Source organism: Streptomyces sp. ADI96-02 (assembly GCF_003846185.1).
Lineage (GTDB): Bacteria > Actinomycetota > Actinomycetes > Streptomycetales > Streptomycetaceae > Streptomyces.
The window spans coordinates 5062120-5074214 of record NZ_ML123034.1 but is presented as its reverse complement, the minus strand read 5'-3'; the positions used below and the strand labels follow the sequence as shown (position 1 = coordinate 5074214).

Here is a 12095-nt window from a genome sequence, read left to right as displayed (position 1 = left end):
TTGACGCGGGTCGGCGGCGCTGGTAGACCTTCGCTTCGGCAACCGGTGTACCGGAGATCCGCCCGCCCTGCTCCGAGCGAGTGATGACGCGAGGTCCCGTCCATGGTCACACGAGTCCCCTCCCGCGAACCTCGGCAGCGCACGCGTCCGCGCCTCCTCGCCCGCTCGGGCGCGACCGCCCTGGCGCTGGTCGCCGCATCCGTCGTCCCGGGACCTCCGGACGCTCCGGGGTCCGCCGCCGCTCACGCCGCCGGGGCCCGGACGACGCTCACTGTCGCGGTCGCGCAGAGCGTCGACTCGCTCAGCCCGTTCCTCGCCCAGCGGCTGATCAGCACGAGCATCCACCGGCTGATGTACGACTACCTCACCAACTACGACGCCGGGGACCAGCGGGCGGTGCCGGGGCTCGCCACCGCGTGGCGGTCCTCGCCGGACAAGCTGACCTGGACGTACACGATCCGGTCGGACTCGACGTGGTCGGACGGGCGGCGGGCCACCGCCGAGGACGCCGCGTGGACGTTCAACACGATGATGACGGACGAGGGCGCGGCGACGTCGAACGGCAGCTTCGTCGGCAACTTCGCGAAGGTGACCGCACCGCGCGCGGACACGCTGGTCATCAGGCTCAGAAAGCCGCAGGCGACGATGGCCGCGCTGGACGTGCCCATCGTGCCCCGGCACGTCTGGGAGAAGGTGGGCGACCTCTCCCGGTTCAACAACGACGTGGACTTCCCCGTCGTCGGCAACGGGCCGTTCGTCCTGACCGACTACAAGGTCGACAGTTTCGTGCGGCTGCGGGCCAACAAGGACTTCTGGCGCGGGCCGCCGAAGTTCGACGAGATCGTCTTCCGCTACTACAAGGACCAGGACGCGGCGGTGTCCGCCCTGCGCAAGGGCGAGGTGTCGTTCGTCGCGGGCAGCCCCGGCCTCACCCCGGCCCAGGCCGCCTCGCTGGAGAAGGCCCCGGGCATCCGGGTGAACGACGCTCCGGGGCGGCGCTTCTTCGCCCTGGCGGTCAATCCGGGCGCACGGACCAAGGACGGTACGAGGTTCGGCGACGGCCATCCGGCGCTGCTGGACCGCGGGGTCCGGCGCGCGCTGTTCATGGCGGTCGACCGCAGGGCCATCGTCGACAAGGTGTTCCGGGGCCACGCCGTCGAGGGCGAGGGCTACATCCCGCCGCGCTTCGCCGACTACTTCTGGCGGCCCTCCGCCGGGCAGCGGATCGCCCACAACCCGGCCGGGGCCGCGGCCCTGCTGGACCGGGCCGGCTACCGGAGGAACGGTGAGGGCAAGCGGGTCGGCGAGGACGGCCGGCCGCTGGACCTGCGCATCCTGTGCCACGCCACCGACCCCAACGACAAGGCGGTCGGCAAGTACCTCCAGGAGTGGTGGGGGAACCTGGGCGTCGGGCTGGAGGTCGACTGCCGCGACAACGTCTCCGACCCCTGGTACGCCGGAGAGTACGACCTCGCCTTCGACGGCTGGTCCGTCAACCCGGACCCCGACTTCGTCCTGTCGATCCACACCTGCGCGGCGCTGCCCTCCCGCCCGAAGGAGTCGGCCGCGACCGACAACTTCATCTGCGACCGGCTCTACGACCGGCTCTACGCGAGGCAACTGGCCGAGTACGACCCCGCCAAGCGGGCGGTTGTGGTCAGACAACTGGAGTCGCGGCTGTACGACACCGGGTACATGAACGTCATGGCGTACCCGAATGCCGTGGAGGCGTACCGCACCGATCACATCGCGTCCATCACGACCATGCCGTCGGCCGGGGGCAACATCTTCGGCCAGGACGGCTACTGGAGCTGGTGGTCGGCCGTCCCGGCGGCCGGGGCCTCCGCGGCCGGCCCCTCGGGTTCCGTCCGCAGCGCCGGCAGCGTGCTCGGCGGACTCGGCGTCGCCGTCGCCGTCCTCACGGGCGGTGGGCTGCTGGTCGCCCTGCGCCGCCGCGCGACCGCGGAAGACCGTGAATAGGCCATGAGCGCGGAGAGCACTCCCGTACTCGACGACGAAGGACCGGCGAGGCGTCCCGGCCCGCGCTCCGGCGACGCGCCCGGGACGCCGTCCCGCACCCCGCGGTCCGGCGGAGCCGCGGCCTACGCCCGGTACGCGGCGGGCCGGCTGGCCGGGGCCGCCGTCTCCCTCCTCGCCGTCCTGGTCACCGGCTTCTTCCTCTTCCGGCTGATCCCGGGCGACCCGGTCAAGCAGATGACCGGCGGCCGTCAGGTGTCGGCCGATCAGATCGCGGCGATGCGCCGGGAGTTCGGCCTCGACCTGCCGCTGTGGCAGCAGTTCACCCAGTACTGCGGCAAGGCACTCACCGGCGACTTCGGTACGTCGTACCAGTTCCGCGCCCCCGTCGTCGACAAGATCGCGGAAGCGCTGCCCGCGACGCTGCTGCTCACCGGGACCGCCTTCGTCCTCTACAGCGTCCTCGGCATCTGGCTGGGCGCCCGGTCGGCCTGGCGCAACGGGAGCGCCGGGGACCGCGCCGGCACCGCCCTCGCGCTGACGCTGTACTCGGTGCCCTCGTTCTGGCTCGGGCTGCTCCTCATCACCACCCTGTCGGTGGGCGTCGGCCCGGTCCCCGGGCTCTTCCCGACCGGCGGTATGGAGACCGGTTCCACCAGCGGCTTCGCCCGCGTCCTCGACATCGCGCACCACCTGGTGCTGCCCGTGGTCACGCTCGTCGCGGTGGAGTACGCCCGGACCCTGCTGGTGATGCGCTCCTCGCTGCTGGACGAGATGGGCGGCGACTATCTGACGACGGCCCGCGCCAAGGGCCTGCGCGACGACGCCGTGCGCCGCCGGCACGCCGTGCCGAACGCGATGCTGCCGACCGTCACCCTGCTCTTCGTGAACCTCGGCACGACGGTCGCGGGGGCCATCCTGGTGGAGACCGTCTTCTCCTGGCCGGGTCTCGGCGGCCTCTTCTACCAGGCGCTGAGCGTGCCCGACCTGCCGCTGGTGCAGGCGCTGTTCTTCGTCTTCGCCGCTGCGGTGATCCTGATGAACACGCTCGCCGACGTGATCTATCCGCTGCTCGATCCCCGGGTGGGCCGATGACGACCTCGACCGATGCCGCGACGGACGACGCCGGGAAGGAACCCGCCGGGAAGGACGCCGCCGGCGGGGCGGCACCGGGCGGGGAGGTCCGCCCGGGGCCGCCCGGGGCGGGGAGGAGCGGTCCGCGCGCCCTGGCGCGGGCCCGTCGGCGGCAGGCCGCGCTGCGTTTCGTACGGGAGTACCGCGCGCACCGGGCGGGGCTCGTCGGTCTCGCCGTGCTGGCGGCGATCGCGCTGCTCGCGCTGACGGCCCCGCTGCTGGTGGGGGCCGGTGCGCTGAGCGTGACCGACGCCCCGGGCGGTCCGCTGGAGGCGCCGAGCGCCGCGTTCCCGCTGGGGACCGACCAGTTCGGGCGCAGTCTGCTCGCCCTGATGCTCTGGGGCACCCGGGTCTCGCTGACCGTGGGGCTGCTCGCCGCGTTCCTGTCGGTGGCCATCGGCACGCTCGTCGGGATCACCGCGGGCCACTTCCGGGGCTGGTACGGAGGCGTCGCCATGCGGATCACGGACTGGTTCCTGGTGATGCCGACGCTGGTCCTCGCCATCGCGCTGGCCACCGTCCTGTCCCGGTCGATCTGGACGACGGTCCTCGCGATCGGCGTGACGACGTGGCCGACGACCGCCCGGCTGGTGCGGGCCCAGACGCTGTCCGTCGAGTCCCGGCCCTACATCGAGCGTTCCCGCGCGCTGGGCGGCGGGCACGGCCACATCATGTCCCGCCACGTCCTGCCGAACGTGATGCCGCTGGTGCTCGCCCAGACCACCCTGGTGATCTCGACCGCGATCCTCACCGAGGCGACGCTCGCCTTCCTCGGGCTCGGCGATCCGACGATCGTCTCCTGGGGCGGGCTGCTCCAGGACGCCCGCGAGGCCGGGGCCGTCAGCTCCGGCGACTGGTGGTACCTCGCGCCGCCCGGCCTCGCCATCGCCCTGGTCGCCCTCGCCTTCACCCTCTGCGGCCGTGCCGTCGAGTCCGTGCTCAACCCCGAGCTGGGGGTGTCCCGTTGACCGCCGCGACCACGAGCGCGCACGCTGATCCGGGCCGGCCCTCCGGCGGTCCCCCGCTGCTGGAGGTGCGGGACCTGCGCGTCGCGTACGGCGGCGGGGCCGGCTCCGTACCGGCCGTGCGCGGCGTCGACCTGCGGGTGGCGGCCGGTCAGAAGCTGGGCATCGCCGGGGAGTCCGGGTGCGGGAAGTCGACGCTGGCCCTCGCGCTGCTGCGGCTGCTGCCCCGGTCGGCGACGCTGTCCGGCCGGATCCTGCTGGACGGCGAGGACGTGCTGACCATGCGGTGGGGGCGGCTGCGGGCGGTCCGGTGGGCGGGGGCGTCGATCGTCTTCCAGGGCGCGATGCACTCGCTGAACGCCGTGCACCGGATCGGCGACCAGATCGCCGAGCCCGTGCTGCTGCACGGCCGGACCACCCGGGCGGCGGCCCGGCGGCGCGCCGGTGAGCTGCTGGAGCAGGTCGGGCTGCCCGCCACCCGTGCCCGCGCCTATCCGCACGAGCTGTCCGGCGGCCAGCGCCAGCGCGTGATGATCGCCATGGCGCTGGCCTGCGATCCGCGCCTGGTCGTCGCCGACGAGCCGACCACCGCGCTCGACGTCATGATCCAGGCGCAGATCCTGCGGCTGCTCGAAGGGCTGGTCGCCGACCAGGACCTCGGGCTCATCATGATCAGCCACGATCTGGCGGTGCTGGCCGACACGTGCGACCGGCTGGCCGTGATGTACGCGGGGCGGATCGTCGAGGAGGGCCCGGCCCGGCAGGTGTACGAGCGGGCCCGCCATCCGTACGGCCGGGCGCTGTCGGCGGCCTTCCCCACGATCGGCGACCCGTCCTCCCGGCACGCCCCGCGCGGGCTGCCGGGCGATCCGCCGGACCCTGCCGCCCTGCCGACGGGCTGCGCCTTCCACCCGCGCTGCCCGCAGGCCGCGGCCGTGTGCGCCGCCGAGGACCAGGAGCTGCGCGAGGCGGCCGACGGGCACCGGGCGGCCTGCGTGCTGGTGGCCCCGGGAGCCGCGGCGGCGTCCGGACCATCCGTGTCCGGACCATCGGCGTCCGGACCTCTCGCGCGGGACTCCGGCCCCGGGTCCGAGGAGACGAGGAGCACCACATGAGCACCCCTCCCCTGCTCAGCGCCGAGGCGCTGAAGGTCTCCTTCCCCGGCCGGCGCGGGGCCGCCGCCGCCCGTGCCGTCGACGGCGTCGACCTCGACGTCGGGCCCGGCGAGATCGTCGCGCTGGTCGGCGAGTCCGGCTGCGGCAAGACGACGCTCGCCCGGTCCCTGCTGGGGCTGGTGCCGCCCACCTCCGGGCGGGTCGCCTTCGGCGGGGTGCCGCTGGAGTACACGGGCGGTGCGCTCAAGGCGTACCGCCGACGGGTTCAGCTGGTGCTCCAGGACCCCAGCGGCTCGCTCAACCCCCGGCACACCGTGTACGACGCGGTCGCGGAGGGCCTGCGCATCCACGGGTACGCCGGCGACGAGCAGGCGGCGGTCGCGCGGGCGCTGGCGCGGGCGGGGCTGCGGCCCGCGGAGCGGTTCTTCCTGCGCTACCCGCACGAACTGTCGGGCGGTCAGCGCCAGCGTGTGGTGATCGCCGGCGCGCTGGTGCTGGAGCCGGAGCTGATCGTGGCCGACGAGCCGGTGGCGTCGCTGGACGCCTCGGTGCGGGGCGAGATCCTGGCGCTCCTGCTGCGCCTGCGGGACGAGCTGGGGCTCTCGGCGCTGGTGGTCACCCACGATCTGGGGCTGGCCTGGAACATCGCGGACCGGGTCGCGGTGATGTACCTGGGGCGGATCGTGGAGACGGGTCCGGTCGAGGAGCTGCTGACGACGCCCCGGCACCCGTACACCCAGGCCCTGCTGTCCGTGCTGCCCGAGTCGTCGGTGGAGCCGGTGGTCCTGGCCGGGGAGCCGCCGGACCCCTCCGACGTTCCGTCGGGCTGCCGTTTCCACGTCCGCTGCCAGGTCCTCGCCTCCGGCCGGGCGCAGCAGGCGGGGGTGGCGGCGGCGTGCCGGGGGCGGGATCTGCCGGTGCTGGGCGGCGGTCCGGGTTCCCGGGTGGCCTGTCACTGGGCCGCGGCCGTGGCCGGGGCGGGGCCGGCGAGCGACGCGGGGTGAGGGGCGGGCGGCTCAGTCCGCCGTCGGGTGCGGCCCGTCCGGTCCGCCGTGGCGCGTCGGCCCGTCGTGGTGCGTCGGTCCGCCGTCATGGATCGGTCCGCCGTGGTGGATCGCGCCCGTCAGCGCGCCGAGCGGCCGTCCGGTGCCGCCCCAGCGGTGCTGGATGATCTCGGCGGCGATCGAGACGGCCGTCTCCTCGGGCGTACGGGCCCCGAGGTCGAGCCCGACGGGGGAGGCCAGCCGCGCCAGGTCCTGCTCCGCCACTCCGGCCGCGCGCAGCCGGGCAACGCGGTCGCGGTGGGTGCGGCGGCTGCCCATGGCCCCGATGTACGCGGCGGGGGTGCGCAGCGCCGCCGCGAGGAGCGGCACGTCGAACTTGGGGTCGTGGGTGAGGACGCAGATGACGGTGCGGGAGTCGACCTCGGTGGTTTCCAGGTAGGCGTGCGGCCAGGCGCAGACGACGGAGTCGGCGGTCGGGAAGCGTTCGCGGGTCGCGAAGGCGGGGCGGGCGTCGCAGACGGTGACCCGGTAGCCGAGGAACGAGCCGATGCGCGCGGTGGCCGCCGCGTGGTCGATGGCGCCGAAGACGAGCATGCGGGGCGGCGGGGCGTAGGACCGGATGAAGACGGACACCTCCTGCATCCGGCGGCGGCCGTGCGCGCCGTAGCGCTGGACGCCGGTGGCCCCCTGGGCCAGCAGCCCGCGGGCGTCCTCGGTGACGGCGGCGTCGAGGCCGCTGTCCCCGAGCGTTCCGGTGGCGGGGCCTTCGGCGGCGGGGCGGACCGTGAGGCGGGCCCCGGTCCGGGCCGCGTCGCCGCCGAGGACGGTGGCCTCGGCGACCGGCCGGTCGGCCGCGATCAGGTCCAGCACCCGCGCCAGGTCCGCCAGCTCGGCGGCGGAGGCGTAGGCGCGCACGAGGACGTCGATCGTGCCGCCGCAGGTCAGACCTACGCCGAACGCCTCGTCGTCGCTGATGCCGTACGACACGACGCGCGGTTCGGCCCCGGCCAGCACCTCGCGGGCCACCTCGTACACGTCGCTCTCGACGCAGCCGCCGGAGACGCTGCCGGCCACCTGGCCGCGGGCGTCCACGGCCAGGACGGCGCCGGGGTCGCGGGGCGCGCTGCCGCGCACGGCGACGACGGTCGCCAGGGCGAAGGGCGTCCCGTCGGCGCAGCGGGCCCGGAGGTCGGGGAGGATGTCGCGCACCCTGTCAGCATCCGCCGCGGTGGTGCGGGGCGCACGGCGGAGGCTGCCGCCGGGTGGTGGGTCAGCGGTCGCGGTCGTGGGCGGCGATCAGCTCGGCGCACCGCTTCACGTCGCCGGCCATGGCGACCAGCAGGTCGTCGACCGTGTCGAACTTCAGCATGCCGCGCACGTACGCGAGGAAGTCCACGGCGACGTGCAGGCCGTACAGGTCCAGGCCGACCCGGTCGATGGCGTACGCCTCGACGGTCCGTTCGGTGCCGCCGAACTGCGGGTTCGTGCCGACCGAGATCGCGGCGGGCATCGACTCGCCGTCGGCCTCCAGCCAGCCCGCGTACACGCCGTCGGCGGGGATCGCGGTGTGCGGCAGGGTCTCCACGTTGGCCGTCGGGAAGCCGAGCGCGCGGCCTCGCTGCGCGCCGCGCACGACGATGCCCTCGACGCGGTGCGGGCGGCCGAGGATCTCGGCGGCTCCCGCGACCTCGCCCTCGGCGATCAGCCTGCGGGTGAGGGTGGAGGAGAACGGCTGCCCGCCGCCGGCGTCGCCGGTCACGTACAGGTCGATGACCTCGACGGTGTAGTCGTAGGTGCCGCCCAGCTCGGTCAGGAAGCCGACGTTCCCGGCGGCCCGGTGGCCGAAGCGGAAGTTGGGACCCTCGATCACGGCCAGCGCGTGCAGCTTGTCGACCAGGACCTTGACGATGAAGTCGGCCGGGGACAGCTGGGAGAACTCGGTGGTGAAGGGGAGGATCAGCACCGCGTCGACGCCGAGCGCGGCCATGAGCTCGGCGCGGCGGTGGTGCGGGGCGAGCAGCGGCGGATGGCTGCCGGGGCGGACGACCTCGCTGGGGTGCGGGTCGAAGGTGACGACGACGGACGGGACGCCCAGCTCGCGGGCGCGCTCGACCGCCCGGCCGATGATCAGCTGGTGTCCGCGGTGCACGCCGTCGTAGGAGCCGATGGTGACGACGCTGCGTCCCCAGTCCTGGGGGATGTCCTCCAAGCCACGCCAGCGCTGCACTGTGACCGCTCCTCGCCCGAACCTGTGTACGTGTCGTCTGTCGATTACGCAGGTCTAAGACTGCCATGCTCACGCCCTGCGGCCTGCATCGGCATCGGCATCCGCGGACGTGATGTCTCCAACGCCGCCACGGTGTGCCGGGCGCTGGGTCCCACGACGGCCGCCCACTCCTGGGGCGCGTCGGCGAGCCAGCGGATCACGAGGGCGGCGAATCCGGGCACGTCACGGGCGAGTTCGAGCAGGAGCCGGTCGAAGCGGGCGGCGCCCTCCGGGGTGCGGACGAGCAGCACTCCGGTGCGGTGCACGAGCGCTCTCGTACGGATCTCCGGACGGCTCCCGGCCCCGTCGGCGGCGGCTCTGAGCAGGGCCTCCAGCACGTCCGGATCGCGCCCGGTCACCTGCTCGAACTCCAGCAGGACCTCCAGCAGCTCCGCCCGCAGCGGCCGGGATTCGGGGCTCCCGGCCCCGGCGAGCACCCGGGCCAGCGCGGCGCGCACCGGCGGCGGCGCGGGCCGGTCCCGCAGCAGGCCGGTCACCAGCGGCAGCAGCAGGGCACGGGCGGCCGGGCCGTGCTCCAGGCGGAGGTCCACGTACTCGGCGGCCCGGGCGCCGTCCCGCGGGTGGCCGTCGACGTACTCGCGCACCAGGCCCGCGACGTGCAGGGCGAGGGCGGGCGTGTCGAGCCCGGCGAGCGCGCGCAGCACCGCTCCCCCGCTGTCGCCGGGCCGGGCGAGGCGGGCGCGCAGGGCGGCCAGGACCGGTTCGGGGTGGGCCGGGAAGGCGTCGGCGAGGAGTCCGACGGAGATGCCGGGGTCGCCCGCCGCGAACGCCCGCAGCGTCTGCGGGAGGTGGCGGGTGCGGGTGCGGGGGTCCCGGATCAGGAGGGTGAGCGCCGCCGCGTGCAGGGAGGCGTCCTCGGGCCGGGCGAGCAGGGCTTCGGCCGCCGAGCGCAGCAGGGCCCGGTCGCCGTCGGCGGTGACGCGGTCGCGCAGGAGGCCGGCGTAGCGGGCGGCGGCGGACCGGCGGGCGGGGCGGTCCTCGTCGCGGGCCCAGCGGTCGACGGCCCGGCACAGCGCGGTGGGCTCCTCCTCCGCGAGGGCGGCCAGCAGCTCGCCGGCGCGCTGGTGCGGCGTGGCGATCAGCGCGTCCGCCAGGTCGTCCACGGCCAGGTCGCGGCGGGCGTACAGCAGGGCCTGCGCGGCGGCGGCGACGGTGGGGCGCTCCGGCACGTCGGGAGCGTCGGGGCCGGTCAGCAGCGGGCGTTCGTCGGTGAACCACCGGCACAGCAGCGGGAGCACGGCGGGCGGGTCGAGGGCGAGGCAGTCGGCCACCACGTCCAGGTAGCGTTCGTCGCCGTCGGCGCGCGGGACGCCGTCGGCGGGCACGAGGCGGCGGAGCAGGTCGATCCGGTCCTCCTCGGGCAGCCGCAGCCGCCGCCAGAACCACGGCCCGAACTCTCCGTACGCCCCCGGGTCGGCGGGGCCGGCGGCGGAGCGGCGGGTGATGCGCCCGGCGAGCACCCGCAGCACGCCGAGGTAGGGGCGGGCGTCCGGGACGCGGAGCAGGCTGCCGGCCAGCAGGTGGGCCGCCCACCAGGCGGCGTCCTCGTCGCGCGGCCCCTCGTCCGTCCAGAGCCGGTCCAGGGCCTCGATGAGGTCCGCCATCCGGTGCGCCGGGGCGGCGGTGCCCTGGCGGCGGCCGAGCAGCAGCATCGCCTGGACGACCGGGCCGATGCGGTGGCGGGGCACGGGCAGGCTGCGGGCGTCGTCGGCCGGGCGGGGGCGCGGCGACGGGTCCGGGCCGCCGCTTCCCGTGTGCCACCGGTGCACCAGCGACCGCAGCGCCGCGTCCAGGTCCAGATGGGCGCCCTGCACCCAGTCGCCCAGCTCCTCGTGGGCGAAGCGGTAGCCCGCGCCGGCCGGGACGAGCAGCCTCTCGGTGAGTACGGCGGAGGCCCAGCCGGTGCGCCAGGGGAAGATCTCCTCGAACGCCTCGCGGTCCAGCTCGCCCTGTCCCGGGCCCAGGCAGCGCCGGGCCGCCTCGTGGGCCTGCCCCGCCACCCGGGCGGCCAGCCGGCGCACGGCGGCCCCGCGCGGCTGCTCGTCCGCCGCCGCCGCGATCCGTACCGCGACGCGCAGGCACACCAGGTCGAGGTGGGCGGCGAAGACGTCCTCGGTGTCGGGCCGGCCCGGTACGTCGGGCGGCAGGGCGTCGCGCACCTCGGCGAGCAGGCGCAGGGTGAGGGGGTGCCGGTCGTGGCCGGGGGCGAGGGCGGCGGGCGGGATGCCGTAGCGCTCCTTGGCGGTCACGGCCTGGGCCGCCGTCAGGTCGCCGAGGAGCAGGGCGGGGGGCAGCCGGCGGGCGGGGCGCTCGGGGCGGTGCAGGTCGCGGGGCGGGTAGAGGGCGCCGGCCGTCTCCCAGTGCTCGGGGCGGCAGGCGACGACGAGCCGGACCTCGTGGTCCCGCAGCCAGGAGGCCGTGCCGGCCGTCCACTCGGCGAGGCGGCGGGCCGGCAGCGGCGGCATCTCCTCGGGGCCGTCCAGGACGACGAGCAGCGGGTGGCCGGCCTCGGCGGCGAGCCGGGCGACGCGTTCCGGCGTGGCCGTGGTCATGTCGCCGCGGGCCCCGGCGGCGGTGACGATCCGGGCGGACCGGGCGAGGGCGCGGTCGGCCGCGTCGGCGATCGAGGTGTCGTCGGGCAGCAGGTCGGCGCCGCGCAGCCAGAGTGTGGGGGCGGGCGCCTCGCCGTCGGCGCGGCGGGCGGCGAGGGCGGCCAGCTCGGTGGTGCGGCCGGTGCCGGGGGCGCCGACGAGGGCCAGGACCGTGCCGGGCCCGGCTTCGAAGGCGGCGAACTCCGCGCGGGCCTCACCGCGCTCGACGGGTGCCACGCGGGCTCCCGGGCCTTCGGCCGAGCCGACCGAGGTGGCGGTGAGCTGGAGCGCTCCGGCCAGGTTGAGGTCCGCGCCGTAGCCGGGGACGGTCGTGGCGTTGCGGCGGAGCAGGTCGTCCAGGGCGGCGTCGGCGCCGCGGGTGAGCGGCAGGGCTAGGCCCGCCGACTCGTACGGGACGGTGAGGGCGGTGCTCAGGACGCCGAGGACGGAACCGGTGGCCGGGTCCGTGACGGGCCCGCCGATCGCCGTGCCGCCGGAGCGCAGGGCGTCGCGTCCGTCGGTGCCGAGGGCGAGTTCCAGGGCGGCGGGGATGCGGTGTTCGGCGTCCGGAGCGGTGTAGGTGGCGGACGCGGTGCCGAGCACGCGGGCCTCGCGCAGTCCGTGGGCGGCGATCCCGACGTAGCTGCCGGGGCGGACGCGCTCGCGCGCGGAGACGGCCTTGGGCTCCGTGTCGAGGGCGTCCGGGCCGCCGGTGCGCAGGAGGGCGAGTCCGAGGGCGGGCAGCGCGGTGACGTCCTCCGGGCCGACGCGGCAGGTGCGGCCTCCGGTGCCGTGGAGCACGAGCGCGGTCCCGGAGGCGACGGCCTGGTGGGCGGTCACGACCGTGCCGCGGTCGTCGGCGACGAATCCCGTTCCCCGCGGCCGGCCGACCGGATCACAGATTCTCACCAGATTCGACCGGTCCCCGCTGCCCATGGTCAGACGGTAGGGCGGCGGTGATCGCCAGGAGAAACGCTGAGCGGGAAAGCGCCCCCCGCGCACCCCGCGTTCACTCCGAGCGC

At 75.7% G+C, this 12095-nt stretch carries 8 protein-coding genes; 5 read left to right on the top strand and 3 right to left on the bottom strand.

All coding sequences use genetic code 11. From position 1 onward, the window contains the following. Nucleotides 1-102: 102 nt before the first annotated feature. From EES43_RS22450 to EES43_RS22430, 5 genes are read left to right on the top strand one after another with little or no spacing between them, the layout of a single operon-like run. Nucleotides 103-1980: an ABC transporter substrate-binding protein gene (locus EES43_RS22450; protein ID WP_124270375.1), complete on the top strand. Its 1878-nt coding sequence runs from the start codon at nucleotides 103-105 to the stop codon at nucleotides 1978-1980. Nucleotides 1981-1983: 3 nt separating this feature from the next. Beyond that, entirely contained in the window at nucleotides 1984-3072 is a 1089-nt protein-coding gene (locus EES43_RS22445; RefSeq protein WP_124270374.1) for an ABC transporter permease, read from the top strand. Beyond that, on the top strand, nucleotides 3069-4079 hold the full coding sequence (locus EES43_RS22440; RefSeq protein ID WP_241192498.1) for an ABC transporter permease: 1011 nt from the start codon (nucleotides 3069-3071) through the stop codon (nucleotides 4077-4079). The genes EES43_RS22445 and EES43_RS22440 overlap by 4 nt, the downstream gene beginning before the upstream one ends. Beyond that, on the top strand, nucleotides 4076-5191 hold the full coding sequence (locus tag EES43_RS22435; RefSeq protein WP_164493224.1) for an ABC transporter ATP-binding protein: 1116 nt from the start codon (nucleotides 4076-4078) through the stop codon (nucleotides 5189-5191). The genes EES43_RS22440 and EES43_RS22435 overlap by 4 nt, the downstream gene beginning before the upstream one ends. After that, nucleotides 5188-6195 (top strand): oligopeptide/dipeptide ABC transporter ATP-binding protein, encoded by a 1008-nt coding sequence (locus EES43_RS22430; protein ID WP_124270373.1) that lies wholly within the window; start codon nucleotides 5188-5190, stop codon nucleotides 6193-6195. The genes EES43_RS22435 and EES43_RS22430 overlap by 4 nt, the downstream gene beginning before the upstream one ends. 12 nt (nucleotides 6196-6207) lie before the next feature. Here the strand turns inward: EES43_RS22430 and EES43_RS22425 are convergent, their stop codons facing one another. The 3 genes from EES43_RS22425 to EES43_RS22415 form a co-directional block, all read right to left on the bottom strand. Beyond that, nucleotides 6208-7404 carry an XdhC family protein gene (locus EES43_RS22425; protein ID WP_124270372.1) on the bottom strand — a complete coding sequence of 399 codons (1197 nt, stop codon included), beginning with the start codon at nucleotides 7402-7404 and terminating at the stop codon, nucleotides 6208-6210. Between the two features lie 61 nt (nucleotides 7405-7465). Then, complete coding sequence (locus EES43_RS22420) at nucleotides 7466-8422, bottom strand: bifunctional riboflavin kinase/FAD synthetase (RefSeq protein WP_124270371.1); 957 nt, start codon at nucleotides 8420-8422, stop codon at nucleotides 7466-7468. Nucleotides 8423-8466: 44 nt separating this feature from the next. Beyond that, the gene (locus EES43_RS22415; RefSeq protein ID WP_124270370.1) at nucleotides 8467-12009 is read right to left on the bottom strand and encodes a trypsin-like peptidase domain-containing protein; all 3543 of its coding nucleotides are present in this window, start codon (nucleotides 12007-12009) and stop codon (nucleotides 8467-8469) included. Nucleotides 12010-12095 lie beyond the last annotated feature (86 nt).

What these genes read in the sequence shown, in the direction of transcription:
- EES43_RS22450 (WP_124270375.1), top strand. Translation starts at nt 103, where the DNA reads ATGGTCACACGAGTCCCCTCCCGCGAACCTCGGCAGCGCACGCGTCCG.
- EES43_RS22430 (WP_124270373.1), top strand. Translation starts at nt 5,188, where the DNA reads ATGAGCACCCCTCCCCTGCTCAGCGCCGAGGCGCTGAAGGTCTCCTTC.
- EES43_RS22440 (WP_241192498.1), top strand. Translation starts at nt 3,069, where the DNA reads ATGACGACCTCGACCGATGCCGCGACGGACGACGCCGGGAAGGAACCC.
- EES43_RS22415 (WP_124270370.1), bottom strand. Translation starts at nt 12,009, where the DNA reads ATGGGCAGCGGGGACCGGTCGAATCTGGTGAGAATCTGTGATCCGGTC.
- EES43_RS22445 (WP_124270374.1), top strand. Translation starts at nt 1,984, where the DNA reads ATGAGCGCGGAGAGCACTCCCGTACTCGACGACGAAGGACCGGCGAGG.